We start from the raw sequence: 26,254 nt of genomic DNA, 5'->3' as shown, positions 1-26,254 counted from the left end.
AAGTAAACTTATGATGTTGCTTATCATGTTCTCTATTTTGTTGTTTTTATTAAGTATCAATGTTCCGATTGCAATTGGAATTGCGATTACAACAGTTTTTGCAATGGTAGTAAATCAAGGACCATCATTCTTAATTGATACTGCAATCGTTTTATATGACGGGACAATGAAATTTCCATTAATTGCAATTCCATTATTTATCTTAGCTGGATCAATTATGAATACCGCAGGAATTTCCAGAAGATTAATTGCATTTGCATCAGCCTTAGTAGGGTTTGTTAAAGGTGGATTGGCCATGATTAATATTGCCGTATCCATGTTTTTTGCTGAAATTTCAGGATCAGCTGTTGCAGATGTTGCTGCACTTGGATCAATTTTGATACCTGCTATGAAAAAGAAAGGTTATCCAGGACCATTTTCAGCTGCTGTTACATCTTCTTCTGCATCATTAGCAATTATAATTCCACCATCTATTCCAATGATCTTATATGCTGTGATGGCGCAAAGCTCTGTAGTCCAATTATTTGTGGCGGGTATTATTCCTGGAATACTTGGCGGTTTTTTAATGATGTTTGCAGCTTATATTTATGCAAGAAAAAAAGATTTACCAGTTGAAGAAGCTTTTGATTTCCAAAATCTTAAAAAAACAGCAAAAGAAGCTGGACTAGCATTTACTTTACCATTGATAATTTTAGGTGGAATTTTTGGGGGAGTAGTGACTGCAACAGAAGGAGCAGGTCTAGCAGTTGTTGCTGCTCTAATAATTGGATTTATTCATAGAGAACTAGATTTTAAAAGTTTTTATAAAGCGGCTTCTGAAGGTGCCACCCAAACAGCTGTTGTAATGTTGTTAGTTGGGGCCTCTGTTTTATTAGGAGAATTTTTAACAGTGGAACAAATTCCTCAAAAAGTTGCAGAGTCAATTATTGGAATAACAAATAATAAGTATTTTGTTTTGATGATATTAAACGTATTTTTATTAGCAATTGGATTATTTTTACACTCTGCTGCTGCAATTATTTTAACTGTCCCAATAGTAATGCCGCTGGTAAATGCTGTTGGAATTGACCCAGTGCACTTTGGAATTATCGTAACCTTAAACTTAGCTATTGGACAGCAAACTCCTCCAGTAGCCAGTGTACTAGTTACAGCATGTTCAGTTGCAAAAGCAGATATCTGGGAAGTGACCAGAGCTAATATTATGTTCATATGCGTTTTATTACTTCTATTAATACTTGTTACTTATGTACCAGCTATCCCGATGACTTTAGTTGAGTATTTTTACAGATCATAAATGAACTTAATTAAACAAAAAAAAATAAGCAATTACATAATAGAGGTCTCTCTAAACCGTCCTGAAAAATTAAATGCTTTAACCAAACCTATGTGGAAAGAGCTAGGAAGTGTTTTTAAAAATCTTAGTAAAAATAAAGATTTAAGATGCATTGTAATCAGAGGAGAAGGGGGAAAATCTTTTTCACCTGGAAATGATATTGGAGAGTTTGAAAAAGAAAGATCTAATAGTAAATTAGCCAAAGCTTATGGAGTTTTTTTACACGGCACTTTAAGAGCTATTCAAGATTGTCCTATACCAACTGTTGCATTGATCGAGGGGATTTGTGTTGGTGGTGGTATGGAAATTGCAGCATGTTGTGATTTGAGAGTTTGTGGAGAATCCTCAAGGTTTGGAGTTCCAATTAAAAGACTAGGCTTAACTATGGCAGCAAAAGAGCTACAGGCTTTACTTGGTATAACCAATTATTCAACAGCCATGGAAATTTTACTTGAAGGAAAGATAATGAGTGCCAAAGAAGCTTATGAAAAAAATTTAGTAAATAAAGTTGTTCCAGATGAAGATGTTGAAAAAGAAGCATATAAAACTGCTGAATTAATTTGCGATGGTGCACCAAAAGTAGCAAGGTGGCATAAACAATTTGCAAAAGAGATACTGAAAACTGGAAAAGTCACGAGTAAGTTAAATAATCTTGGTTACAAATGCTATGACACAAAAGATTTTCAAATAGGTTACAAATCTTTTTTAACAAAAACAAAACCAAAATTTAAAAATAAATAAAATGCCGGGTCCGATACAAGGAGTAAAGGTTTTAGAACTTGCTCAAATTATGGCTGGACCAACATGTGGATTAATGCTTGCAGATCTTGGAGCAGAAGTAATCAAAATTGAAAAAATACCAGGTGGAGATGACACAAGAAGATTTTTACCGCCTGATATAAATGGTGAAGCATCTGCATATATGATGATGAACAGAAATAAAAAAGGAATTGCAATTAACTTAAAAGAAAAAGATGGAATTAATATTTTAAAAAAAATGATCAAAGAATCTGATGTTGTTATAGAAAATTTTAGAAAAGGAACGATGGAAAAACTTGGAATTGGTTATGATGAATTAAAAAAAATTAACCCAAAAATAGTTTATTGTGAAATATCAGGTTACGGTAGAACAGGTCCATACTCTGACAAAGGCGGATTTGATTTAGTTGCACAAGGCATGAGTGGTTTGATGAGTATTACTGGTGAGAGTAAAGACAAACCTCCAATGAAGGTTGGAGCTCCACTTACAGATATTACCGCTGGTATTCTTGGAGCAACGGGTGTTTTGGCTGCATTGATTAATCGTGAAAAAACTGGAGAAGGTCAAAGGGTAGATACATCTTTATTTGAAGCGGGTATCGTTCATACATATTGGCAATCTGCGATTGCAGTTGCAACAGGTAAATCACCAGGCCCACTAGGTTCGGCACATCCTCTTACAGCGCCTTATCAAGCTTTTAAAACTAAAGATAATTGGATTACAGTTGGAGCATCTAATCAAAAAACTTGGTTAAGGTTAATCAAAGCTTTAAACAAAGAAGAGTTACAAGAAGACGAAAGGTTTAACAGTAACGATAATAGAATGAGTAATCTAAATTCTTTAGTCGAAGTTCTACAAAAAGAAATTTTAAAAAAAACTTCTAAAGAATGGATAGATATTTTTGACAAAGAAGGTTTGCCATGCGGCCCAATTAATTCAATAACTGAAATGCATAATGATCCTCACACAATAGATAGAAAGATGATAATTGAAGTAGAAAACAAAAATGCTGGAAAATCAAAAGCTATTGGTATGCCAATTAAATTTTCGAAAACAAAGGTTGAAAATAGCACAGGAGCCCCAGTTTTTGGCGAACACACAGACGAGGTTTTGCAAAATTTTGGTTATTCAAACACAGAAATTAAAGATTACAAAACACGAGGAATTGTAGCTTAGTGTTTAAGCTTAATAATAAATTTAATAAAACTAGCTATTTTATTAAGGAATTAAAGCTTTGCTATGTAAGGCTTCACGATAATTCTAAATTTCCATGGATAATGTTAATTCCTAAAAGAGCAAAGGTATCTCAAATTTTAGATTTAAATAAAAAAGATCAAACCCAACTTTTAAATGAAATCCAACATTGTAGTAAAAAAATGAAACAACATTTCAAGTGCAACAATTTAAACGTAGAAAAAGTTGGAAATATCATACCTCAATTACATATTCATATAATTCCACGGCATAAAAAGGACCCAACATGGCCATTACCAGTTTGGGTAACTAAACCAAAGCCATATCCAAAAAAAGAACTTGAAAAAATATTATCTAAATTAAAAAAAATTATTTAATTAAATTTTTTGATCGTATTCACCAATCTTGCCAGTTTCTTGCAAATATTTATCAATAAAATTAAAAATTGCTTTTTTTCTTTTATCTGAGGTTGGACTTTCAGTCACTACAACTAAAGAAGGTTTGTTTGATGAAGCTCTTATTAAACCCCAGGATCCATCGCTTAAAGAAAATCTTACGCCATTTACTGTTAATACATCTTTTATCTCTTCACCATCGACTAATACTTTGTCATTTTTAAACTTTATAAATTTTTTAACTAGCTCATCAACAACTTGATATTTTTCTTCATCTTTACAAAAAGGAGCCATTGTTGGTGTTTGAAAAGTTTTTGGAAGTTCATCAATAATTTCATTCATTTTTTTGTCTTGATTATTTAATAGGTGGCAGACTTGTATTGCAGAATTAATTCCATCATCATAACCTAGACCCAGTGGTTGATTAAAGAAAAAGTGACCGCTTTTTTCAAAACCTGCGAGTGCTTTTTCTTTATTAACTTTCCTTTTTATATGTGAATGACCAGTTTTCCATAAAATGGTTTCACAATTATTTTTATTCAAAATTTTATCGTGAGAGAACAGTCCAGTTGATTTAACATCTATTACAAATTTTGAATTAGGATATTGCGGAGCCAAGTTCCTTGCGATTAGTAATCCAATTTTATCAGAAAATATCTCTTCACCATTATTATCAATAACACCAACACGATCTCCATCTCCATCAAAACCAAATCCAACATCAGCATTATTCTCTTTTACTGTTTTTGAAATAGCATGAAGCATTTCAAGGTCTTCTGGATTAGGGTTATATTTTGGAAATGTAAAATCTAGGTTGCAGTCCATCTCAATCACTTCGCACCCAATACCCCTTAAGATATCTGGAGCAAATATTCCGGCAGTTCCATTACCACATGCAACAACAGCTTTGATTTTTTTTTGTATTTTGTTTTTTGAAATTAAATTTTTTTTATAAACATCAATAAAATTTTCTATTTTTTTTACACTTCCTTTACCTGACATAAATTTTTTATTTAATACAATTTCTTTTAGTTCTTGCATTTCTTCGGGAGCATGGGTTAAGCCTTTTGCAATTCCCATTTTAACTCCTGTCCATCCATTTTCATTATGACTGGCTGTAACCATTGCTACACCGTCAGCTTCTAATTCAAATTGCGCGAAGTAGGCCATTGGAGACAAAGATAGTCCTAAATCTTCAACATGACATCCAGTTGAAATTAAACCTTCAGTTAAGGAATTTTTAATTTCTTCGCTGTAAGACCTGTAATCATATCCAACCACAACTCTTGGGTTTTGTTTTTTTGTTTCTGAAATAATTTGTGAACCCAATCCGCAGCCTAAATTTCTAATTCCAGCTAGATTGATGTCGTCAGGATAAAGCCATCTAGCATCATATTCTCTGAACCCATTGTGATTAATGTGGATAGTAGAATCAGACATAAGAAACCATTAATGAATTAGCAGTTCTTTTGAAAGCCAATAATTAACAGGCCTCAATTTTATTATTGATTTATCTATAAGTTCATATTATGTTCTCTTGCTTGGAACATACAATTAGTATACTCAAGCTTTATAGACACAACATATAGTTGTTTTTACATAAAAACGTAACAAAAAGGCTAAAAAATGCAAGATAACATCGCTCTGGCTATCAAGAATGCTTTGGAAGAAAACAAGGACAAAATTGTAGAAGAATCTAGCAAAATCAATGATGATTTGAAGAGGCCAGACCTATTTAGCCTTTCAAACGACACTGAATTATTTCAAAACGAAGAAGGAATCACTATTAAGATCGATAGATCACGTGACGCTAATCTAACTGATTTTGGTATGGCAACTCTAACAGATAGATATTTAAGTGAAAACGAGTCTTATCAAGATTTATTTGCAAGGGTAGCCGCAACTTATGCTGATGATAATCTTCATGCACAAAGACTTTATAATTATATTTCTAAATTATGGTTCATGCCAGCAACACCTGTGCTTTCAAACGCAGGCACATCAAGAGGTTTGCCTATTTCGTGTTTTTTAAATGAAGCGGCAGATTCATTAGACGGAATTGTAAATCTGTGGAGCGAGAATGTTTGGCTTGCTGCAAAAGGTGGTGGAATTGGAAGCTACTGGGGTAACCTTAGAGCTATTGGAGAAAAAGTTGGAAGAGTTGGAAAAACTTCAGGAATTATTCCGTTTATTAAAGTAATGGACTCTTTAACACTTGCAATTAGTCAGGGTTCTTTAAGAAGAGGTTCAGCAGCATGCTATCTTCCGATTGATCATCCTGAGATAGAAGAGTTTATTGAAATGAGAAGACCAACTGGTGGAGATCCGAATAGAAGAGCTTTAAATTTACATCACGGTGTACTGGTGACAGATGCGTTTATGAGAGCTGTTGAAACTGATGCTGACTGGCCTTTAAAGAGTCCATATGACGGTACAGTTCAATCAACAATTAAAGCAAGAAATTTATGGATTAGATTATTAACTGCAAGAGTTGAGACAGGTGAGCCGTACATCGTTTACATTGATACTGTTAATAGAATGATACCTCAGCATCATAAACTTGCTGGTCTTACTGTTAAGACATCAAATTTATGCAGTGAGATAACTCTGCCAACTGGAATTGATAAGTACGGAAAAGATAGAACAGCGGTATGTTGTTTATCATCTTTAAATTTGGAAAATTATGACGAATGGAAAGATGAGCCTGGGTTTATTGAAGATATAATGAGAATGTTAGATAACGTTTTATCTGATTTCATTAATCGTGCACCTGAATCATTCAAAGACGCAAAATATTCCGCAATGAGAGAAAGAAGTGTTGGACTTGGAGTTATGGGATTTCATTCTTACATGCAAAGACACATGATACCACTTGAGTCTGTTATGGCTAAAGTTTGGAATAAAAAAATGTTTCAGTTCATAGACAAAGAAGTCAACGCTGCTTCAAAAAAATTAGCTGAAGAAAGAGGACCTTGTCCTGATGCAGCTGAGTATGGAATTAATGAAAGATTTTCTAATAAAACTGCAATTGCGCCGACAGCATCCATTTCAATTATTTGTGGAGGAGCATCGCCAGGAATTGAGCCAGTAGCAGCAAACAGTTATACGCACAAAACTCTATCCGGTTCATTTAATGTTAGAAACAAATACTTGAAAAAAATCTTACAAAAGTACAATCAAGATACAAATGAAGTTTGGTCTTCAATTACAACAAACCAAGGTTCAGTTGAACATCTAGATTTTTTATCTCAAGATGAAAAAGACGTATTTAAAACTGCTTTTGAAATTGACCAAAGATGGTTAATTGATCATTCAGCAGATAGAACACCTTATATATCTCAGGCCCAATCACTTAATGTGTTTATACCTGCTGATATTCATAAAAAGGACCTTCACCAGATTCATTATCAAGCTTGGAAAAAAGGATTAAAAAGCCTTTATTATTGTAGATCTAAATCGATCCAAAGAGCTGAAGTTGTGAATACAAGTTTTGCAAAAACTAAAAAGCAAAAAAAACAAGAAAACCAACAAACAAATGATTACGAGGAGTGTTTATCATGTCAGTAGCACCTAAATTAGAAGAAAAATCAGGTTATTACGATGGGTATTGTGATAACGAAGGATTATTAAAAGAAAAAGCAGTTTATAAACCATTTAGATATCCATGGTGTTATGACGCTTGGTTAACCCAACAAAGAATACACTGGTTACCGGAAGAAATTCCATTAGCTGAGGATGTTAGAGATTGGCAAAAGAATCTAACAGCTCATGAAAAAAATCTTTTAACTCAAATATTCAGATTTTTTACCCAAGCTGATGTTGAAGTAAACAACTGTTACCTAAGACATTACACAACAGTATTTAAACCTACAGAAGTTTTAATGATGATGACTGCATTTGCTTCAATGGAAACAATTCACGTTGCAGCTTACTCTCACTTACTTGATACAATCGGAATGCCAGAGTCTGAGTACTCAGCTTTCTTAAAGTATAAAGAAATGAAAGATAAGTACGATTACATGCAGAACTTTAATGTAAATAATAAAAGAGAGATTGCAAAAACAGTTGCGGTATTCTCGGCTTTCACTGAAGGTCTTCAGTTATTTGCAAGTTTTGCAATTTTATTAAATTTCCCAAGATTTAATAAAATGAAGGGAATGGGGCAGGTAGTAACTTGGTCAGTAAGAGACGAGACTTTGCATTGTAATTCAATGATCAAAATTTTTAATACTTTCTGTGCTGAGAACCCAGGTCTTTTAGATGAGTCTTTGAAAAAAGAAATCACAGACGCTTGTAGAACAATCGTTGAGCATGAAGATGCTTTTATTGATCTTGCATTTGAAATGGGTCCAATTGAAGGATTAACAGCTCAACAAATTAAAGACTACATCCGTTGGATTGCAAACAGAAGATTAGTTCAGTTAAAATTGGATGAAATTTATGATGTTAAAGAAAATCCACTAGAATGGATCGATACCATGTTGAATGGTGTTGAGCACATGAACTTCTTTGAAGGTAGAGCAACAGAATATTCAAAAGCTTCTACAAAAGGTTCGTGGGTTGAAGCATTTGACTTTACAAGATAATTAATATTTAATTTTAAAAAGGGCAGTATAATTCTACTGCCCTTTTTTTATGAATAGTAAAATCTTTTCATTATCATGTGCTTTGATAACTTCATTTATTTGGGGTACAGCATTTGTTGCACAAGATATGGGCATGGATCATATTGGTCCACTTACGTTTACTTCAGCTAGATTATTTTTAGGTTTTTTAACTTTATTACCATTTTTAATAATAATTGATTTTAAAAAAATAAAACAAGGCAAGCATGATTTTAAAAAAGTATTTATTTATCTTTTGTTTATTGGTTTTTTAATAGCTTATGGCAATGCCCTTCAACAATATGCTTTGCTTTATACTGATGTGGCAAATACTGCTGTATTTACTGTTTTGTATGTAGTTTTTGTTCCATTTGTTTCTTATTTTTTTTTCTCAAAGAATATTCATTGGTCCGTGTGGCCTTCAATTTTTACATGTTTATTAGGAGGTCTATTCTTAACTGAGCTTGATAATGTTGTGGTAAGATTAGGAGATAGTATTGCATTATTTAATGCTCTTTTTTGGTCTTTTCACATAGTTTTTATTTCAAAACTTTTAAGAATTTTTAATTATCCAATAACAATCGCATCTCTTCAATGCTTGATTGGTTCAATTTTTACTTTTGTACCCGCACTTATTTTTGAAGAGGTAATTTTTGCAAATATTTTATTAGAATATAAAGAAATTTTATACGTTGGTATTTTATCTAGCGGCTTTGCTTTTATGCTTCAAATATTTAGCCAGCAAAATTTAAGCCCAGCACCAGTTGCTATTATTTTTTCTTTGGAAGGAGCTATAGCAGCATTAGCAGGCTGGATTATTTTAGATCAATTTCTAAATGAGATTAAAATCTTTGGAATATTTCTTATTATTTTTGCAGTAATATTTTCTCAAATCGCCCCGTTATATAAAAAGAATAGTATCAAAAATTAGCCATTGGCATTGTTGATATGAGTTTAAATATTTTATTTAAGTTAAGATCTTCTTCCTCAAGTTTTATTAGGCCATCTAATCCTATTAATGTAATAGGTGATTTAAACTCATTTTGAATAAAAATGCTTTCAATTTTATATGAAGAAAGTTTAGCTTTATTATTTTTAATTTCATCTTTTATTTCTTTAATTTTAGAGTGATTTTTATTTATGAGTATTAACCTTTTTTTCCAAAGGTATTTTTCTAAATCTAAAGTGTTATTTTTCAATTTTTCTGTGTGGAGCACCAGTGTATTTTGAAAGAGGTCTAATTAATTTGTTATTTTCAAATTGCTCCATAATATGTGCTGACCAACCTGTAATTCTTGAAACAATAAAAATTGGTGTAAAGAAATCAATATCAAAACCCATTAAATAATAAGTTGGACCTGCTGGAAAATCTAAATTTGGCTTAATATTTTTCTCTCTAAGCATCGTTTCCTCAAGTATCTTTGAAATCTCAGGCAATTCTTTGTTTTGATAATACTCCGCAGTTTTATGATAATATTCAGTCATAGTTGGAACTCTAGAATCTCCGTTTCTGTAAACTCTATGACCAAATCCCATAATTAATTCTTTATTCTTAATTCTGTTTAATATGAATTTTTCAGCTTTATCAGGAGATCCAACCTCATTTAACATGTGCGCAACAGCTTCATTTGCGCCTCCATGTAATGGTCCTTTTAAACTTGCTATTCCACCAACCACTGCACCGTGAAGATCAGATAAGCTACTTGTGATTACTCTTGATGTGAAAGTTGAGGCATTGAAACTATGCTCTGCGTACAAAGTCATTGAAACATCAAAAGCTTTAACAACTTCTGGACTTGGCACTTTACCAAAACACATATTAAAAAAATTTTCACAAAATCCTAATTTTGGATCAGGATCAATTATATCTTGTCCTTTTCTAACTCTGAAATTTGCAGCAACAGCTGTAGATATTTTAGCCAAAAGTCTCATTGATTTTCTCATGTTTGCTTCTTTAGAGTTATCTGCAGTATCAGGATCCTCTAACCCCATATGACTAACTGATGTTCTCGTCGTATCCATTGGATGAGCATTTTTTGGATAGTTTTTGATAATAGATTTTAAATTTTCAGATATAGGTCGATTTGCTCTTTCCTCTTTTTCAAAATCTTCTAATTGTTTTGAATTTGGAAGATCATCATGAAGTAACAAGTAGGCCACTTCTTCAAATTTACATTTTGCACATAAGTCCTGAACTGTATAACCTCTGTAAGTTAATGAATTAATTTCAGGCATTACCTCAGAAACTTTTGTTTCATCTGATATAACGCCAATTAAGCCTTTTTTAATTTCATCGCTCATTATTCATGTCCTTTTTGTGAAAAATTAAATACTGACTGATCAAACTCTCCATATTTTTCATAATCAACTACTTCATAGAGTCTTTTTCTAGTTTGCATCTTATCAATAACATTATTTTGGTGTCCTTCTTCAAAAATTTGTCTAAGTCCATCTTCTACGTTTTTCATTGCTAATCTTTGTGTAGTTACCGGGTATATAACTAAATTATAACCAAGGTTTTCTAATTCTTCTTTTGTTAAAAGTTTAGATTTTCCAAACTCTGTCATGTTAGCTAAAAGATAACATTTTAACTCTTTTCTCATTTTTGCAAATTCACTCTCATCTTTCATGGCTTCTGGAAAAATCATATCAGCACCAGCATCAACATAAGCTTTGCAACGATCTATTGTTTTATCTAAGCCTTCAACTGCATTTGCATCAGTTCTAGCAATAATTAAAAAATTTTTATCAACTCTAGCATCAACTGCTGCTTTTATTTTTTTAACCATATCTTGGGTTGAAACGAGTTCTTTATTATCTAAATGACCGCATCTTTTGGGGTTAGTTTGATCTTCAAGATGACATCCAGAAACGCCTAATGTTTCTATAGTTTGGATAGTTCTTGAGACATTCATTGCTTCACCAAATCCTGTATCAATATCAATAATCGTTGGAAGGTTTGTTACTCTTGCTATTTGATGTGAGCGATTTGCTACATCATTTAATGTTGTAAGTCCGATGTCTGGAAAACCCAAATCATTAGCCATAACACCACCAGATACATAAACTCCATCATATCCGATTTGTTCAATCAATTTTGCGACTAAAGGATTATAAGCACCAGGAAAACGTAAGAGTTTTCCGCTTTTTAATTTTTTTGCAAATTCAGCTTTTTTTTCAGTAGGATTTTTTTCTACAAAATGCATTTTGGGTTTATACTACAATAATTTTAATAGTAATTATTTAATAGTAAGGTAATTTGACGCTATCCGCTTAACCGCCTCAAAATCTTCAATTAAATGATCATGATGAATATCTTCTAGTTTTTGTTCAGTATACCCATCATTAATTAGAATAAAATGTACCTTTGCTGCTTTGGCAGTATTTGCATCTGTTTCAGAGTCTCCTAGCATAATAGAATTTTTTTTATCAATATCCAAAATATCTAAAATATCAGTAAGGTGTCTTGGATCTGGTTTTCTATAATTAAATGTATCTGCACCTGCAACATAATCAAAATAGTTATAAAGATTAATTTCTTTTAAAAGTTTAATTGCAAGATCTTCTCTTTTATTTGTACAGACTGCACAAATAATATCTTTTTCTTTACACCAATCCAATAGAGAGATTACATTTTTTCTAATTGTAGAATGTCCGGAAATATTTTTTCTATAAAAAGATATAAAATCATCTGTCATTTGCTTGTGAGTTTCAGGATCAATTGGATTTTTTTTAATCAAGTTTCCTTGAGCATCGATTGATCTAATTAACATTGCTGCAGCTCCACGACCTGCTAAATGCCTGATACTTTCTAGTGGTTTTTCTTCATAACCATATTTTTTCATGACATAATTATGAGCCGTCATAAGATCTGGAGCGGTGTCTACTAAAGTACCATCAAGGTCAAAAACTAAACAATTTTTCATCAATTAATTAAGTAACAATTTGTGAATTAATACTGACTCATATTAGTATATTACACAATCACTTATGGCAAATAACCTAAATATCCTTATTCTTGCTGCGGGCAAGGGAACTAGAATGAATTCTAAATTGCCAAAAGTTCTTCACAAGCTCAATGAAAAAATAATGTTAGAGCATGTTTTGGACCAGTCTAAATTATTAAAGCCAAAAAAAGTTTTTATTTTAATAAATAAACAAATGACATTTGTTAAAAAATTATTTCCAAAAGAAAATTTTTTAATTCAACATCCTCAGCAAGGGACTGGTCACGCAGTTCAGGTTTTTTTAAATAAGGTTAAAATTAAAAAAAGTGAAAAATTGTTAGTTTTGTATGGTGATAACCCACTCGTTGAAAGCAAAGACATTCAACTAATGTATGACGAGATTAAAAAAAGTAATTTAGTTTTATTGGGTTTTAAAAAAAAAGATAACAAGTCATATGGAATTATTATTCATAATAAGAATGGAGTTAGTGAGATTGTTGAATTTAAAGAAGCCAATACAAGGCAAAAGAAATTAACAACATGCAATTCTGGAATAATGGCTTTTGATTACCAATCATTAAATCTTGTAAAAAAAATAGATAATAAAAATAGGAAAAAAGAATACTATTTAACTGATATAGTTAAGCTTTCGAGGCAATATCGCCTTAAAATTAACTTAGTTTTAGCCCAGAACGAGAAAAATGCTGTTGGCGTAAATGACCAAATCGAATTACTAGAAGCAGAAAAAATTATGCAAGATAGATTGAGAAAAAAATTTATTAAACAAGGTGTTAAGTTTGTTGATCCTAGTACTGTTTATTTGTCATCAGATACTAAAATTGGAAAGAATGTAAAAATAGAGCCATTTGTGGTGATAGGAAAAAAAGTAACCATAGGCAATAATGTAATTATAAAATCGTTTAGTCATTTAGAAGATGCAAAGATTAAAAATAAAGTTGAGGTTGGTCCTTATGCTAGATTAAGACCTGGCTCAATTTTAGAGGATAATTCAAAAGTTGGAAATTTTGTTGAAATAAAAAAATCTAAAATAGGCAAAGGATCAAAAGTAAATCATCTTTCATATATTGGAGATGCTTCGGTTGGAAAGCAAGTTAATATTGGAGCAGGAACAATTACTTGTAATTATGATGGTAAAAATAAGTTTAAAACTACTATTAAGGACTCAGCATTTATCGGCTCAAATACGTCATTAATAGCTCCAGTTACAATTGGTAAAAATTCTTTAGTTGGCGCAGGATCTTCAATTAGTAAAAATGTAAAAGATAATAGTTTGGCATTAACAAGAGCTGAACAAAGAAATTTAAGAAAAAAGAAATAAAAAAATAAAATGTGTGGAATTGTAGGAATAAATAGCAGCAAGCCTGTAACTGGAATTATATTAAATTCTCTTAAAAAATTAGAGTATAGAGGATATGATTCAGCTGGAGTAGCAACGCTTAAAGATGGTTTCATTAACGAAACAAAGTGCGAAGGGAGAGTAGAGAGCTTAGAAAATATAATTTTTAAGAATAAAAATGACGGACCTATTGGTATTGGTCATGTTAGATGGGCAACGCACGGACAGCCAAGCCAAATTAATGCCCATCCTCATTCATCAGAAAAAGTATCTGTAGTTCACAATGGTATTATTGAAAATTCAACTTTATTAAAAAAACATTTAATTAGAGCTGGTCATGAATTTAAATCTCAAACTGATACTGAAGTTATTACTCACTTAATTACAGAATATCTAAAAAAAAATGATTTAAAAACTTCAATATTAAAAATGCTAAAGAGATTACATGGAAGTTTTGCTCTTGGAATTATATTCAAAGATTTTCCAGATGTTATTGTTGGAGCAAGAAGAGGTTCTCCATTAGCAGTTGGCTATGGACCAAATGAAAATTATTTAGGTTCAGATTCCTACGCTTTAAAAACGATGACAAACAAAGTCAGCTATCTCAATGATGGTGAATTTTGTTTTATTCATAAAAATCAAGTTGAGTTTTTTAATTCTGAAGGTGAAAAAGTTAATAAAGAGGTATTGGAAGTTTCAAACGATGAACAAAGTTATGACAAAGGGAACTTCAAACATTTTATGGCAAAAGAAATTCATGAACAGCCAGATACAATAAAATCTTGTTTAAAAGAGTATATCGATAAAATTAATAAGGAGATCAATATCATTAATTTCCCGTGGGATAGTAAAAAAATAGAGAGTATTAAGCTAATCGGATGTGGTACGGCTTATCATTCTTGTTTAATGGCTAAATATTGGATTGAACAATTAACTGATATTGAGGTTGAAACTGATATTGCCTCTGAGTTTAGATATAGAAAAAATAAATTTAAGAGTTCACAATTATACATTTTTGTATCTCAGTCAGGTGAAACCGCAGATACTTATGCAGCTTTAGATTTATGTGTAAAAAATAAGATGAAAACTTGCTCTGTTGTAAATGTTGTTGAAAGTTCAATTGCAAGAGCCTCAGACTATGTTTTGCCAATTCATTGTGGACCAGAAGTTGGTGTCGCATCTACAAAGGCATTTCTAGGACAATTACTAGTATTATATTTATTAACACTAAAATTATCTTTTTCAAGAAATGAAATTTCTAAAAACAATTATAGTAAAAAAATCGATAATCTTTTGAAGCTTCCGCAATTAATTGAAGGTACTTTAAAATGCGAGAGTGAAATTCAAGAAGCTTCTAAAGATTTTTCCAAAGCAAAAGGCTCGATGTTTTTAGGACGAGGATATTCTTTCCCGATAGCACTTGAAGGAGCATTAAAGCTTAAAGAGCTTGCTTATGTTCATGCTGAAGGTTATCCAGCGGGTGAAATGAAGCATGGTCCTTTAGCCTTAATTGAAAATGGAATGCCAGTTGTTGTGATTGCGCCACGTGATGAGTTCTATAAAAAAACGGTATCTAATATGCAGGAAGTAATATCTAGAGGTGGTAAAGTTCTATTGATATCGAATAAAAGTACAGATGAAATAAGTTCAGAAAATTTATGGAAAAAAATTCAAGTTGAAACAATTTCAGAGGATCTTTTTCCATTTCTTGTAACAATCCCGTTGCAATTACTTGCTTACTATGCTGCAAATTCTTTAGGATACGATATTGATAAACCTAGAAATTTAGCAAAGTCAGTTACCGTAGAATAATTTATCTTGTTAATTACATCTTAGAGTTTATATACTCATGGTTGTATGAGTAGTTGGAAATTAAATAGCTGGAGATCTAAACCAATCAAGCATCAACCTATTTATGCTGATCAGGGAAAGATAGATAATGTTTTAAAAGAGTTATCTACTTTTCCTCCGTTAGTTTTTGCTGGAGAGTCTAGATCATTAAAGAAAAAACTTGGTGAAGTTTCTCAAGGAAAAGCATTTTTGCTTCAAGGTGGAGATTGTGCAGAGAGTTTTTTAGAATTTCATCCAAATAACATCAGGGATTTTTTTAAAGTGGTATTACAAATGTCACTTATATTAACAGTATCTTCAAAACTACCTGTTATCAAAGTTGGTAGAGTAGCTGGACAATTTTCAAAACCCAGAAGTTCACCAGTTGAAGTTAAAGATGGAAAGGAATTACCAAGTTATTTAGGTGATAACATAAATTCAATGGAGTTTACCAAAGAAGGTAGAGACCCGCAGCCAGAAAGATTGCTAAAGGCTTATTCGCAATCAGCTGCAACATTAAATTTACTACGTGCTTTTTCTCAAGGAGGTTTTGCTGATCTGAATAAGGTACATTTATGGAATATGTCATTTGTTAATGAGACAGCTCAGAAGAAATATAAAGAAATTGCTGAAAAAGTTAGCGATGCTCTTGCTTTCATGGAAGCTTGCGGAATAAATTCAGAGAACAATAGAAGACTTAGGACTGTTAACTTTTACACAAGTCACGAGGCATTATTGTTACCTGTAGAAGAAGCAATGACAAGAGTAGACTCCACAACTGGCGAATATCATAATACGTCAGCACACTTTCTATGGATTGGAGATAGAACTAGACAATTAGATGGTGCACATGTTGAATACTGCAAAGGTATAAAAAATCCTTTAGGTATAAAATGTGGACCTACATCTAATCCAAAAGAAATTGTAAAATTAACTGAGGTTTTGAATCCTGATAATGAACCGGGTAGAATAACCTTGATTGCAAGATTTGGTCACGATCAAGTTACAAAATTTTTACCAAATTTAATCAAAGAAGTTAAAAAAGCTGGACGAAATGTAATTTGGTCGTGTGATCCTATGCACGGGAATACAATCAAATCTTCAACAGGTTTTAAAACTAGACCTTTTGATAGTGTGTTAAGCGAAGTAAAGAATTTCTTCAAAGTACACCAAGACCAGGGTACTTTTGCAGGAGGCTTGCATATTGAGATGACAGGTCAAGATGTAACTGAATGTACAGGTGGGGCTCAAAATATTACTGATAAGGATTTATCGAATAGATACCATACTCATTGCGACCCTAGATTGAATGCTAACCAAGCATTAGAGCTTGCTTTTTTGATTTCAGAAGAAATTAAGAAAAATGCCAATTTTTCTAAAAATGGCATACAAGAAGCGTCATAACTGCAATTGTAGTTTTTTATATCCTTGATAACCTGAGATTATGGACGTTGAAAAAAGAATAAGCATAATTAAATCTTGGATTGTTGACTATGTTAATAGTATGCCAAAAAAAGCATCAACCTTAGTTGTTGGTGTGTCTGGTGGAATAGACTCTGCAGTAGTAAGCACTATTTCTTCAATGACTGGTATTAAAACAATTGTCTTGTCCATGCCAATTAGACAAATCAAATCACAAGATGATTTAAGTAAATTACATTGTAACTGGTTGGAAGGTAAATTCAAAAATACAAGTTATCTAAATATTAATCTTGATGACGTTTTTACAAATTTTGAAAATGCCCTTGGATCAAATGATAATGAACATGCCTTTGCAAATTCTAGGGCAAGACTAAGAATGACAACTTTGTATCAAGTTGCAGGCTCAAATAATGGAATTGTAGTTGGAACCGGTAATAAAGTAGAGGATTTTGGCGTAGGTTTTTACACGAAATATGGAGATGGAGGAGTTGATATTTCTCCAATAGCTGATTGTACTAAAACACAGGTTTGGGATATGGGCAAATTCTTAAAAATTGACCAAAAGATTATCGATGCTCCTCCTACAGATGGTTTGTGGACTGATGGTAGAAATGACGAGGATCAATTAGGTATGTCTTACCAAGATTTAGAAGAGGCTATGATTAATCCAGATTCTAAAAATTTTGAAAAATATAAAAAAATTAGAGAAAATAACCTTCATAAAATGAAGGAAATACCTGTTTGTAAATTTAATTAAGGTGTTTATTAATTATTTTAATGGCACTTAAAATTTCAAATACTTTAACTCGATCTAAAGAAAAATTTATACCAATAGATGAAAAAAATATCAGAATGTATGTTTGCGGTCCAACCGTATATGATTATCCTCATGTTGGAAATGCAAGACCATTAATAGTTTTTGATTTATTATTTAGATTGTTATCTAAAATTTATCCAAATTCTAAAGTTACATATGTAAGAAATATAACAGATATTGATGATAAAATTATTGAAGCATCAAACAAATCTAAAATTTCAATTCAAGACCTTACAAGCAAAGTAACTAAAGATTTTCATGACGACTGTAATTACCTAGGATGCCTTAATCCAACAATAGAACCTAAAGCTACAGAGCATTTAAATGAAATGATTAATTTAATTAAAAAATTAATTCAAAATGATTTCGCCTATGAGTCTAATGGGCATGTATATTTTCAAGTTACAAAATTTAAAAAATATGGAAATTTATCCAATAAAAAAATTGAAGAATTAATTTCTGGTTCTAGAGTTGAGGTTTCTGATAACAAAAAAGAACCAGGAGACTTTGTTCTTTGGAAACCTAGCAAAGAAAATGAACCTAGTTGGGACTCTCCATTTGGAAAAGGACGCCCAGGTTGGCATCTAGAATGTTCCGCAATGTCTGAAAAATATCTTGGTAATCATTTTGATATTCATGGTGGCGGTTTAGATCTAATTTTTCCCCATCATGAAAATGAAATTGCCCAATCTGTTTGTGCTAACAAAAATGAAAAATTTTCTAATTACTGGTTACACAATGGTTACGTTACTGTTGAAAAACAAAAAATGTCAAAATCACTTGGTAATTTCATTACCATTAATGAATTAAAAAAAAATTATAATGGACAGGTTGTAAGACTTGCTATGCTAAGCACACATTATACTCAACCATTTGATTGGAATGAAAATATTTTAGATGTATCTCAAAAAAGCTTAGATAAATGGTATGAATTTTATTCTGATGAAAAAGAAGAAATAAGCGAAGAAAATTTAAAATTTTTGTTAGATGATTTAAACACACCTTTAATGATTTCAAATATCCATGAGTTACATAAAAAAGCAAAAACTGGAGATAGTTTTTCAGCTAAACAATTGTCATCCTCATGCAAGATTTTAGGTTTATTTAATCAAAGCCACGATGAATGGAAAAATTTTAAAAAAATAGGAAAAATTACTGCAGAAGAAATAGAAAAATTAATATCAGAAAGAGATAAAGCTAGATCTAAAAAGGATTTTAAAACATCAGATGAAATTAGAGATTTGTTAGTAAGCAAAGGTGTTCTAATTAAAGACAAAGATGGTATTACGACCTGGGAATATAAATGAGCAAAGAAAAAATTTATTTATTTGATACTACTTTGAGAGATGGCGCTCAAACTAAAGGCGTTGATTTTGGTATGGATGATAAAGTTAAAATTGCTAACGCATTGTCTGAAATTGGTATAGATTATGTTGAAGGTGGGTGGCCTGGTGCAAATCCTACAGATACTAGTTTTTTTAACGAACCACCAAAATTAAAAAGTAACCTTGTTGCTTTTGGAATGACCAAAAGGTCTGGTAGAAGTTGTGAAAACGATCCTGGTATATCGTCAATTGTAAACGCAAATGTTAATCATGTATGTATTGTTGGAAAGAGTTGGGATTATCATGTTGATGTTGCTCTTGGTATTTCTAAAGAAGAAAATTTAGAAAATATTAAAGATACAACTAAATATTTTATTAAAAATAATAAAGAATTCATGTTTGATGCTGAACATTTTTTTGATGGTTATAAAAATAATAAAGATTATGCTCTATCTTGTTTAAAAGCTGCCTATGATAATGGAGCTAGATGGATTGTTCTTTGCGATACAAATGGTGGAACTCTACCTAACGAAGTCGCCGAAATCGTATCCGATGTATCAAAAATAATTCCAAATGATCATATTGGTATACATGCCCACAATGATACTGGTAACGCAGTTGCAAATTCATTATCTGCAGCATTGGCAGGAGCAAGACAAATACAAGGAACATTAAATGGATTAGGTGAGAGATGTGGCAATGCTAATTTAGTTTCAATAATACCTACTTTAATTTTAAAAAATTCTTTTAATAAAAATTTTGAAACAAACATTGATACTAAAAAACTAAAAAAACTTACAAATTGCTCTAGGCTTTTAGATGAAGTTTTAAACAAAACTTCAAACAAACATGCTCCATATGTTGGTGCATCAGCTTTTGCCCATAAAGGAGGATTACATGTTTCTGCTGTTCAGAAAGATCCTAAAACATATGAGCACATTGAGCCAGAGCAAGTAGGTAACGAAAGATCAATTGTAATTTCTGATCAAGCAGGTCGATCAAATATTTTATCAAGATTAGAAAAGCTTGATATCCAAATAAATAAAGATGACCCTAAAATTCAAACTATTTTAGATGAGGTTAAAGATAGAGAGTTTACAGGATATTCTTATGATGGAGCAGATGCTTCTTTTGAACTTTTAACAAGAAGGTTATTAGGAGAAGTTCCAAATTACATACAAATTAAAAATTATGAAGTTAAAATTGTAAAAGATACCGATAAAAAAAACATAAACTCTATTGCCAAAGCTTATTTAATTGTTGATGGAAAAGAAATTCTTTGTGAGGGAGAGGGTAACGGTCCTGTAAATGCTTTAGACCAAGCGATAAGATCTAATCTTGATAAAATTGGAAAGTATTCTGATTATTTAAAAGATTTAAGATTGATTGATTATAAAGTTAGAATCTTAAACACAGGCACAAATGCAACAACTCGAGTATCAATTGAAAGTTCTGATGACAAAGGCAAAAGTTGGTTTACCATCGGTGTATCACCAAACATAATAGAGGCTTCATTCAAGGCTTTGTTAGATAGCATAGATTATAAGCTTTTTAAGGAAAATGCTCCCTCAAGTAGCAATTGACAATAGGTTTTTGATATCTATAACTCCAGTTTTTATAAATGACAAAAAGAATAAAATCTAAGCATAAAGTTGATAGAAGGTTAGGGGCTAACATTTGGGGCAGACCAAAAAGTCCATTTAATTCTAGAGCTTACGGCCCAGGTCAACACGGACAAAGATCTTCAGCTAAACCATCAGATTACAAAGTTCAGTTACAAGCAAAACAAAAATTAAAAAATTATTATGGAAATTTAAACGAAAGACAGTTTAGAAATTTATACAGAGAAGCAGATCGTAGAAGAGGAAATACCGGAGAGAATCTAGTAGGTCTTTTAGAGAGTAGATTGGATGCAGTGATTTATAGAGCAAAATTTGCAACAACTGTTTTTCAAGCTAGACAGTTAATTAATCACGGACACGTAAAAGTTAACGGTAAAAGAGTAAATATTTCAAGTTTCAAGTTAAACGACAAAGATGAAGTAGAGATTAAAGAATCTTCAAAACAACTTACTTATGTATTAGCATCAACACAATTAAAAGAACGTGACGTTCCTGAATATATTGTTGCTGATCATAAGAAAATGACAGCTAAATTAGCAAGAGTCCCAAAATTTGATGAAATTCCATACCCAGCGATAATGGAACCAAATTTGGTAGTTGAATATTATTCTAGATAATTACTTTTTAAAATTAATGCCCTTGTCTTCAAAAAGTTTTTGAAGTTCTTTTTTTTCAAACATTTCTCTAACAATATCGCAGCCTCCAACAAATTCTTCATTCACATAAAGTTGAGGAATGGTAGGCCAATTACTATATTCTTTAATTCCATTTCTAATTTCTTCGTCATCTAAAACATTAATACCGATAAATTGCACTTCTAAGTGTTTTAAAACATTTGCAACAGCCATTGAAAAACCACACTGAGGCATATCAGGGGTACCTTTCATAAATAATACGACTTTATTATTTTTAATTATTTCATCTAATTGTTTATTAATTTCTGACATTATTTTTCCTCTGTTGTTAAGGCTAGCGCATGAAGCTCAGCACCCATTTTACCTTTTAAAGCTTTATAAACCATTTGGTGTTGTTGTACACGGTTTTTACCTTTAAATTGTGATGATTTAATTTTTGCAGAAAAATGATTATTATCACCTGCGAGATCTTGAATTTCAATATCTGCATCAGGAAAACCTTCTTTTAATAATTTTTCAATTTCCTCTTGTTTTATTGCCATGAGATTAATTATTATATTTATAAAACCATTCTTTATTTAATTTAGATAATTCTTGTAAATCAAATTTCAAGTCATCATCTATTTTAATTTTTTCTGATGTTTTACCAATATTTTCAAAGTAAACATTTAAATCTGTAAGTTTTTTTTCAAAGCTTTTTTTATTTTGATCTTCAACCTCAACAATATATCTAGACTGATCCTCACCAAATAAAAATTTAACTCTATCTAATGATTTTTTATTTGTATTTAATTTAAAACCAATTTGAGAAGCTATACTCATTTCTAATAAACATAAAATTAGACCACCTGATGATATATCGTGACATGACTCAATTAAATTTTCATTTATTAGTGATCTGATTGATTCACCATTTTTAAATTCATCATTTAAATCAATAGATGGTGGAGGACCTTTTTTTAAATACAAAAGGTCATAACAAAGTACACTCTGTTCTAGATGACCCATTGTTTTACCAATAATATAAATATTATTATTTTTATTTTTAAATCTTGAATTTTTTACTTTTGAAATATCTTTAATTAAACCTACACCACCAATCGTTGGAGTAGGGTTAATACCAACGCCATTAGTTTCATTATAAAGAGAAACATTTCCAGATATCACTGGATAGTTTAATTTCTTACAAGCTTCCGTCATACCTTTGATGACGCCAACAAATTGACCCATGATTTCTGGTTTTTCAGGATTGCCAAAATTTAAGCAGTTGGTAATCGCAATAGGTTCAGCGCCGACAGCACATAAATTTCTATATGTTTCACATACCGCTTGCATTCCTCCAGTATAAGGATGGGAATTGCAATATCTTGGAGTGCAATCGACAGAAGCTGCAATCGCTTTTTTGTTATTGCCATGAACCCTAATAACCGCAGCATCACCACCTGGAAATTGGGCAGTATCACACATGACCATATGATCATATTGTTCCCATACCCATGACTTATCAGCTTGGTTTGGATGGGATAATAAATTTTTAATTGTTTGTTCCAAATTGATATTATCTAATTTTTTTTCAAGATCGCTATGTTCTGGTTTTTTAATTTCAATCCATTCTCTTTCATATTTTGGAGCTTCATCTGCTAATGCAGAAATTGGAATGTCGCAAACAGTTTTATTGTCATATTTCAAAGTAAGGTTTTTTGAGTCAGTCAAAATTCCGATTACAGAAAAATCCAAGTCCCATTTTTTAAAAATCTTTTCAGCTTCTTTTTCTTTTCCAGTTTTAAGAACGATAAGCATTCTTTCTTGGCTTTCAGATAGCATCATCTCATAAGGAGTCATACCTGTTTCGCGGCATGGTACTTTGTTAAGATCTAATTCAATTCCAATATTTCCTTTTGAAGCCATTTCTACCGAAGAAGAAGTTAAACCTGCGGCCCCCATATCTTGAATAGACACAATCGTATCTGTTTGCATTAATTCAAGACACGCTTCTAACAATAATTTTTCAGCAAAAGGATCTCCAACCTGAACTGTAGGTTTTTTTGACTCTGAGTCTGAATCAAATTCTTGTGATGCCATTGAAGCGCCATGAATTCCATCTCTTCCTGTCTTTGAGCCAACATAAATTACTGGATTACCTACTCCACTTGCAATCGAATAAAAAACCTTATCTTTTTTTGCTAAACCAATATTCATTGCATTAACCAAGATATTGCCATCGTAACAGCTATCAAATTCTACTTCTCCACCAACAGTTGGAACTCCGATACAATTTCCATATCCTGCAATTCCTGCAACCACACCATTTAAAAGATGTTTAGTTTTTGGGTGATCAGGTGAGCCAAAACGAATTGCATTTAAATTAGCAATTGGTCTTGCGCCCATAGTAAAGACATCTCTTAAAATTCCACCAACACCAGTAGCAGCACCTTGATATGGTTCAATAAATGATGGATGGTTGTGACTTTCAATTTTAAATATAGCAACATCATCATCATCAATATCGATGACCCCGGCATTTTCACCAGGTCCTTGAATTACCCTATCATTTTTGGTTGGTAATGTACCTAGCCAAACTCTTGAAGATTTGTAAGAACAATGTTCGTTCCACATTGCTGAAAAAATTCCAAGTTCAGTAGAATTAGGATTTCTTCCAATTAAAACTTTTATTTTTTCATATTCTTCTGGTGTTAAACCATGCTGAACAGCTAAATCTAAATTTACTTCTGTCATTAATTTAATAATGATTGAAAAATACCTGAACCATCGGTTCCACCTAAAATATTTTCAACACATCGTTCAGGGTGGGGCATCATTCCAATTACATTTTTGTTTTTATTAATAATTCCTGCAATATTTAAACAAGAACCATTTGGATTGCTTTCTTCGTTAATATTTAAATTTTCATCACAATATTTAAGTACAATTTGCTCATTGTTTTGTAATTCATTTAATGTTTTTTCATCAGCAAAATAATTTCCTTCATTATGAGCAATTGGAATTTTTATTTTTTCATTTTTTTTATATTTTGACGTGAATGGCGTTGAGTTATTTTCAATTAAAAGATTTACATATTTGCAGATAAATTTTAGCTTTTTATTTCTTAATAAAGCTCCAGGTAGCAAACCAGTTTCTGTTAAAATTTGAAAACCATTGCAAATTCCAATTAAATAACCACCTTTATTCGCATGCTTGATCACTTCATTCATTATGTTCGATTTTGAAGCCATACTTCCACACCTCAAATAATCTCCATATGAAAAACCGCCAGGTAAGACAACCACATCAGATTTTGGCATCTCATTTTCTTGATGCCAAACCATTGTAGGTTTTATTTGAAATTTTTCTAATGCAACTTTTACATCTCTGTCACAGTTTGATCCTGGAAAAACTATGACATTAGCCTTCATTAAATCTTATTAAATTTAAAGTTTTCTATAGTTTGATTTGCAAGTAATTTTTCACATGAAGACTTAACTAAGTCTGATGCTTTATTTTCATCGGTTTCACTCACTTCCAGTGTAAAATATTTTCCTTGGCGAATATTTTTGACAGCACTGAACCCAATATCACCAAGTGCGTTTTCAACCGCTTTACCTTGAGGATCTAATACTTCTTTTTTAAGTGTTACAAATACTTCGAACTTCAATTTATTTTTTTTTAAGTTTAATAGTTTTGGAAATTCCAGATTTTATTTCCATTATATTGCTGCCTTCTGGCATGATTCCCAATCTTTTTGCAACTTCAGTGTAAGCTTCAACTAAGCCTCCAAGGCCTTTTCTGAAACGATCCTTGTCTAATTTTTTTTCATCTTTTGTATCCCATAATCTACAAGTATCAGGACTTATCTCATCAGCAAGAATAACTCGACTTTCGTCCGCATTCCAAACTCGTCCAAACTCAAGTTTAAAATCAACAAGTTTGATACCCACGCCTCTAAATAAACCGATTAAAAAATCATTAATTCTGAATGCGGTCTCTGAAGCTTGAGCTATTTCTAAAGTAGATGCCCATCCATTTACTTCAATATGCTCCTCAGTAACAAGCGGGTCATCTAAATCGTCATTTTTATAATAATATTCTATAATTGGTCTTTTTAACATTGTTCCTTCAGCTATTCCCAATCTTGTAGATAAAGATCCAGCTGCAATATTTCTCACAACAAACTCTATTGGTAGGATTTCACAATTTTTAATTAATTGTTCTCTCATATTTAATCTTTTGATTAAATGTGTTTCAATACCGATATCGTTTAACTGACTTAATAAAAATTCAGAAATTCTATTGTTGAGAACCCCTTTTCCTTCTATGACTGCTTTTTTTTTGTTATTAAACGCTGTAGCATCATCTTTAAAATACTGAACTAAAGTATTTCTTTCAGGACCTTCGTATAAAATTTTTGCTTTACCTTCGTATATTTTTTTTCTTCTCATTATTTTAAAACTCTTCCTAATATATGGTTAATATACCTTTTATGGTAATTAACATCAAATAACTGTTTGAGTTCTTTTGCGGTTAAGTTTTTTTGAATTAGTTTATCTTTTTTTAAATTATTATAAAAATCTTCATTTTTATCCCAGGTTTTCATCGCATTTTTTTGAACAACTTTATACGCATCTTCTCGTTTTACTCCTTTTTGAGTTAGCTTTAACATAACTCCTTGAGAAAAAATTAAACCTTTAAATTTATTTAAATTACTCTCCATTGTTTTTGGGTGAACAACTAAATTTGCAACTACATTATTTAATCTAATGAGTAAAAAGTCTAGAGTAACAGTAGCATCAGGTCCTATATTTCTTTCAACACTCGAGTGAGAAATATCTCTTTCGTGCCACAAAACTATATTTTCCATTCCAGGAATTGAATAACTCCTTACCAATCTTGCTAAACCAGTTATGTTTTCTGATAACACTGGATTTCTTTTGTGTGGCATTGCAGATGAACCTTTTTGTCCTGATGAAAAATATTCCTCCGCTTCCAAGACCTCAGTTCTTTGTAAATGTCTAACCT

At 31.5% G+C, this 26,254-nt stretch carries 26 protein-coding genes; 14 read left to right on the top strand and 12 right to left on the bottom strand.

The features are described from left to right. Positions 1–10: 10 nt before the first annotated feature. Genes ACTTAQ_RS01785 through ACTTAQ_RS01770 form a run of 4 tightly spaced genes read left to right on the top strand, consistent with a single transcriptional unit; the run spans position 11 to position 3,664 of the window. Positions 11–1,294: a TRAP transporter large permease gene (locus ACTTAQ_RS01785; RefSeq protein ID WP_440695036.1), complete on the top strand. Its 1,284-nt coding sequence runs from the start codon at positions 11–13 to the stop codon at positions 1,292–1,294. Then, positions 1,295–2,074, top strand: a complete 780-nt coding sequence (locus ACTTAQ_RS01780) for an enoyl-CoA hydratase/isomerase family protein (RefSeq protein WP_440695034.1) — start codon at positions 1,295–1,297, stop codon at positions 2,072–2,074. It abuts the gene before it with no gap. Between the two features lies 1 nt (position 2,075). Continuing rightward, complete coding sequence (locus ACTTAQ_RS01775) at positions 2,076–3,269, top strand: CaiB/BaiF CoA transferase family protein (protein WP_440695032.1); 1,194 nt, start codon at positions 2,076–2,078, stop codon at positions 3,267–3,269. Next, positions 3,269–3,664 carry an HIT family protein gene (locus ACTTAQ_RS01770; RefSeq protein WP_440695030.1) on the top strand — a complete coding sequence of 132 codons (396 nt, stop codon included), beginning with the start codon at positions 3,269–3,271 and terminating at the stop codon, positions 3,662–3,664. Before ACTTAQ_RS01775 ends, ACTTAQ_RS01770 begins: the two co-directional genes overlap by 1 nt. On the opposite strand, the gene ACTTAQ_RS01765 is transcribed toward ACTTAQ_RS01770, so the two are convergent. Then, the gene (locus ACTTAQ_RS01765) at positions 3,665–5,122 is read right to left on the bottom strand and encodes a phosphomannomutase/phosphoglucomutase (RefSeq protein WP_440695029.1); all 1,458 of its coding nucleotides are present in this window, start codon (positions 5,120–5,122) and stop codon (positions 3,665–3,667) included. A 186-nt stretch (positions 5,123–5,308) separates the two neighbouring features. Between ACTTAQ_RS01765 and ACTTAQ_RS01760 the strand changes: the two genes are divergently transcribed. Genes ACTTAQ_RS01760 through ACTTAQ_RS01750 form a run of 3 tightly spaced genes read left to right on the top strand, consistent with a single transcriptional unit; the run spans position 5,309 to position 9,217 of the window. Further along, positions 5,309–7,249: a ribonucleoside-diphosphate reductase subunit alpha gene (locus ACTTAQ_RS01760; protein WP_440695027.1), complete on the top strand. Its 1,941-nt coding sequence runs from the start codon at positions 5,309–5,311 to the stop codon at positions 7,247–7,249. Further along, positions 7,240–8,268: a ribonucleotide-diphosphate reductase subunit beta gene (locus ACTTAQ_RS01755; protein ID WP_009360059.1), complete on the top strand. Its 1,029-nt coding sequence runs from the start codon at positions 7,240–7,242 to the stop codon at positions 8,266–8,268. Before ACTTAQ_RS01760 ends, ACTTAQ_RS01755 begins: the two co-directional genes overlap by 10 nt. Before the next feature lie 49 nt (positions 8,269–8,317). After that, positions 8,318–9,217 carry a DMT family transporter gene (locus ACTTAQ_RS01750; RefSeq protein WP_440695025.1) on the top strand — a complete coding sequence of 300 codons (900 nt, stop codon included), beginning with the start codon at positions 8,318–8,320 and terminating at the stop codon, positions 9,215–9,217. Here ACTTAQ_RS01750 and ACTTAQ_RS01745 read toward each other — a convergent pair. Genes ACTTAQ_RS01745 through ACTTAQ_RS01730 form a run of 4 tightly spaced genes read right to left on the bottom strand, consistent with a single transcriptional unit; the run spans position 9,207 to position 12,212 of the window. After that, entirely contained in the window at positions 9,207–9,485 is a 279-nt protein-coding gene (locus tag ACTTAQ_RS01745) for a hypothetical protein (RefSeq protein ID WP_440695024.1), read from the bottom strand. The two genes, ACTTAQ_RS01750 and ACTTAQ_RS01745, sit on opposite strands and share 11 nt — an antisense overlap. After that, a complete protein-coding gene (locus ACTTAQ_RS01740) occupies positions 9,475–10,587 on the bottom strand; it encodes a bifunctional 2-methylcitrate synthase/citrate synthase (RefSeq protein ID WP_440695023.1) in 1,113 nt (370 codons plus the stop codon). Before ACTTAQ_RS01740 ends, ACTTAQ_RS01745 begins: the two co-directional genes overlap by 11 nt. Further along, positions 10,587–11,492 carry a methylisocitrate lyase gene (gene prpB, locus ACTTAQ_RS01735; protein WP_440695021.1) on the bottom strand — a complete coding sequence of 302 codons (906 nt, stop codon included), beginning with the start codon at positions 11,490–11,492 and terminating at the stop codon, positions 10,587–10,589. Before prpB ends, ACTTAQ_RS01740 begins: the two co-directional genes overlap by 1 nt. Positions 11,493–11,525: 33 nt before the next feature. Next, positions 11,526–12,212 carry an HAD-IA family hydrolase gene (locus ACTTAQ_RS01730; RefSeq protein WP_440695019.1) on the bottom strand — a complete coding sequence of 229 codons (687 nt, stop codon included), beginning with the start codon at positions 12,210–12,212 and terminating at the stop codon, positions 11,526–11,528. Positions 12,213–12,276: 64 nt separating this feature from the next. On the opposite strand from ACTTAQ_RS01730, the gene glmU reads away from it, so the two are divergent. The 7 genes from glmU to rpsD are packed head-to-tail and all read left to right on the top strand — an operon-like array spanning position 12,277 to position 21,223. Next, positions 12,277–13,572 carry a bifunctional UDP-N-acetylglucosamine diphosphorylase/glucosamine-1-phosphate N-acetyltransferase GlmU gene (gene glmU / locus ACTTAQ_RS01725; protein ID WP_440695018.1) on the top strand — a complete coding sequence of 432 codons (1,296 nt, stop codon included), beginning with the start codon at positions 12,277–12,279 and terminating at the stop codon, positions 13,570–13,572. 9 nt (positions 13,573–13,581) lie between these two features. Beyond that, on the top strand, positions 13,582–15,402 hold the full coding sequence (gene glmS / locus ACTTAQ_RS01720) for a glutamine--fructose-6-phosphate transaminase (isomerizing) (protein WP_440695016.1): 1,821 nt from the start codon (positions 13,582–13,584) through the stop codon (positions 15,400–15,402). A gap of 45 nt (positions 15,403–15,447) precedes the next feature. Continuing rightward, positions 15,448–16,824 carry a class II 3-deoxy-7-phosphoheptulonate synthase gene (locus ACTTAQ_RS01715; RefSeq protein WP_440695014.1) on the top strand — a complete coding sequence of 459 codons (1,377 nt, stop codon included), beginning with the start codon at positions 15,448–15,450 and terminating at the stop codon, positions 16,822–16,824. Positions 16,825–16,864: 40 nt separating this feature from the next. After that, a complete protein-coding gene (gene nadE, locus ACTTAQ_RS01710) occupies positions 16,865–17,599 on the top strand; it encodes an NAD(+) synthase (protein ID WP_440695012.1) in 735 nt (244 codons plus the stop codon). Positions 17,600–17,619: 20 nt separating this feature from the next. Beyond that, positions 17,620–18,966 carry a cysteine--tRNA ligase gene (gene cysS / locus ACTTAQ_RS01705; protein WP_440695010.1) on the top strand — a complete coding sequence of 449 codons (1,347 nt, stop codon included), beginning with the start codon at positions 17,620–17,622 and terminating at the stop codon, positions 18,964–18,966. Continuing rightward, positions 18,963–20,567 (top strand): citramalate synthase, encoded by a 1,605-nt coding sequence (gene cimA / locus ACTTAQ_RS01700; protein ID WP_440695008.1) that lies wholly within the window; start codon positions 18,963–18,965, stop codon positions 20,565–20,567. The genes cysS and cimA overlap by 4 nt, the downstream gene beginning before the upstream one ends. Before the next feature lie 38 nt (positions 20,568–20,605). Beyond that, positions 20,606–21,223, top strand: a complete 618-nt coding sequence (gene rpsD / locus ACTTAQ_RS01695; protein ID WP_440695006.1) for a 30S ribosomal protein S4 — start codon at positions 20,606–20,608, stop codon at positions 21,221–21,223. Here rpsD and grxD read toward each other — a convergent pair whose 3' ends face one another. The 7 genes from grxD to ACTTAQ_RS01660 all read right to left on the bottom strand — a co-directional run. Next, the gene (grxD, locus tag ACTTAQ_RS01690; RefSeq protein WP_440695004.1) at positions 21,224–21,553 is read right to left on the bottom strand and encodes a Grx4 family monothiol glutaredoxin; all 330 of its coding nucleotides are present in this window, start codon (positions 21,551–21,553) and stop codon (positions 21,224–21,226) included. It abuts the gene before it with no gap. Then, a complete protein-coding gene (locus ACTTAQ_RS01685) occupies positions 21,553–21,783 on the bottom strand; it encodes a BolA/IbaG family iron-sulfur metabolism protein (protein ID WP_440695002.1) in 231 nt (76 codons plus the stop codon). The genes grxD and ACTTAQ_RS01685 overlap by 1 nt, the downstream gene beginning before the upstream one ends. A gap of 4 nt (positions 21,784–21,787) precedes the next feature. After that, on the bottom strand, positions 21,788–23,977 hold the full coding sequence (purL, locus tag ACTTAQ_RS01680; protein ID WP_440695000.1) for a phosphoribosylformylglycinamidine synthase subunit PurL: 2,190 nt from the start codon (positions 23,975–23,977) through the stop codon (positions 21,788–21,790). Then, positions 23,977–24,654, bottom strand: a complete 678-nt coding sequence (purQ, locus tag ACTTAQ_RS01675; protein ID WP_440694998.1) for a phosphoribosylformylglycinamidine synthase subunit PurQ — start codon at positions 24,652–24,654, stop codon at positions 23,977–23,979. The genes purL and purQ overlap by 1 nt, the downstream gene beginning before the upstream one ends. Beyond that, positions 24,654–24,893 (bottom strand): phosphoribosylformylglycinamidine synthase subunit PurS, encoded by a 240-nt coding sequence (gene purS / locus ACTTAQ_RS01670; protein ID WP_440694996.1) that lies wholly within the window; start codon positions 24,891–24,893, stop codon positions 24,654–24,656. Before purS ends, purQ begins: the two co-directional genes overlap by 1 nt. A gap of 1 nt (position 24,894) precedes the next feature. Then, complete coding sequence (purC, locus tag ACTTAQ_RS01665) at positions 24,895–25,677, bottom strand: phosphoribosylaminoimidazolesuccinocarboxamide synthase (protein WP_440694994.1); 783 nt, start codon at positions 25,675–25,677, stop codon at positions 24,895–24,897. Then, positions 25,677–26,254: lyase family protein (locus tag ACTTAQ_RS01660; protein ID WP_440694992.1), on the bottom strand; the 578-nt coding region annotated here is incomplete at its 5' end. The genes ACTTAQ_RS01660 and purC, both read right to left, overlap by 1 nt.

This window comes from Candidatus Pelagibacter sp. HIMB109 (assembly GCF_052048155.1).
In the GTDB taxonomy this organism is placed as follows: Bacteria; Pseudomonadota; Alphaproteobacteria; order Pelagibacterales; family Pelagibacteraceae; genus HIMB114.
Note: the sequence above shows the minus strand (reverse complement) of the source record. Positions and strands in the feature narration are given on the sequence as shown.

Excerpts from the sequence above, each read along its gene's own strand:
- ACTTAQ_RS01785 (WP_440695036.1), top strand. The coding sequence starts at position 11 with ATGATGTTGCTTATCATGTTCTCTATTTTGTTGTTTTTATTAAGTATC.
- ACTTAQ_RS01780 (WP_440695034.1), top strand. The coding sequence starts at position 1,295 with ATGAACTTAATTAAACAAAAAAAAATAAGCAATTACATAATAGAGGTC.
- ACTTAQ_RS01775 (WP_440695032.1), top strand. The coding sequence starts at position 2,076 with ATGCCGGGTCCGATACAAGGAGTAAAGGTTTTAGAACTTGCTCAAATT.
- ACTTAQ_RS01765 (WP_440695029.1), bottom strand. The coding sequence starts at position 5,122 with ATGTCTGATTCTACTATCCACATTAATCACAATGGGTTCAGAGAATAT.
- ACTTAQ_RS01760 (WP_440695027.1), top strand. The coding sequence starts at position 5,309 with ATGCAAGATAACATCGCTCTGGCTATCAAGAATGCTTTGGAAGAAAAC.
- ACTTAQ_RS01755 (WP_009360059.1), top strand. The coding sequence starts at position 7,240 with ATGTCAGTAGCACCTAAATTAGAAGAAAAATCAGGTTATTACGATGGG.
- ACTTAQ_RS01750 (WP_440695025.1), top strand. The coding sequence starts at position 8,318 with ATGAATAGTAAAATCTTTTCATTATCATGTGCTTTGATAACTTCATTT.
- ACTTAQ_RS01740 (WP_440695023.1), bottom strand. The coding sequence starts at position 10,587 with ATGAGCGATGAAATTAAAAAAGGCTTAATTGGCGTTATATCAGATGAA.
- prpB (WP_440695021.1), bottom strand. The coding sequence starts at position 11,492 with ATGCATTTTGTAGAAAAAAATCCTACTGAAAAAAAAGCTGAATTTGCA.
- ACTTAQ_RS01730 (WP_440695019.1), bottom strand. The coding sequence starts at position 12,212 with ATGAAAAATTGTTTAGTTTTTGACCTTGATGGTACTTTAGTAGACACC.
- glmU (WP_440695018.1), top strand. The coding sequence starts at position 12,277 with ATGGCAAATAACCTAAATATCCTTATTCTTGCTGCGGGCAAGGGAACT.
- glmS (WP_440695016.1), top strand. The coding sequence starts at position 13,582 with ATGTGTGGAATTGTAGGAATAAATAGCAGCAAGCCTGTAACTGGAATT.
- ACTTAQ_RS01715 (WP_440695014.1), top strand. The coding sequence starts at position 15,448 with ATGAGTAGTTGGAAATTAAATAGCTGGAGATCTAAACCAATCAAGCAT.
- nadE (WP_440695012.1), top strand. The coding sequence starts at position 16,865 with ATGGACGTTGAAAAAAGAATAAGCATAATTAAATCTTGGATTGTTGAC.
- cysS (WP_440695010.1), top strand. The coding sequence starts at position 17,620 with ATGGCACTTAAAATTTCAAATACTTTAACTCGATCTAAAGAAAAATTT.
- cimA (WP_440695008.1), top strand. The coding sequence starts at position 18,963 with ATGAGCAAAGAAAAAATTTATTTATTTGATACTACTTTGAGAGATGGC.
- rpsD (WP_440695006.1), top strand. The coding sequence starts at position 20,606 with ATGACAAAAAGAATAAAATCTAAGCATAAAGTTGATAGAAGGTTAGGG.
- grxD (WP_440695004.1), bottom strand. The coding sequence starts at position 21,553 with ATGTCAGAAATTAATAAACAATTAGATGAAATAATTAAAAATAATAAA.
- ACTTAQ_RS01685 (WP_440695002.1), bottom strand. The coding sequence starts at position 21,783 with ATGGCAATAAAACAAGAGGAAATTGAAAAATTATTAAAAGAAGGTTTT.
- purL (WP_440695000.1), bottom strand. The coding sequence starts at position 23,977 with ATGACAGAAGTAAATTTAGATTTAGCTGTTCAGCATGGTTTAACACCA.
- purQ (WP_440694998.1), bottom strand. The coding sequence starts at position 24,654 with ATGAAGGCTAATGTCATAGTTTTTCCAGGATCAAACTGTGACAGAGAT.
- purC (WP_440694994.1), bottom strand. The coding sequence starts at position 25,677 with ATGAGAAGAAAAAAAATATACGAAGGTAAAGCAAAAATTTTATACGAA.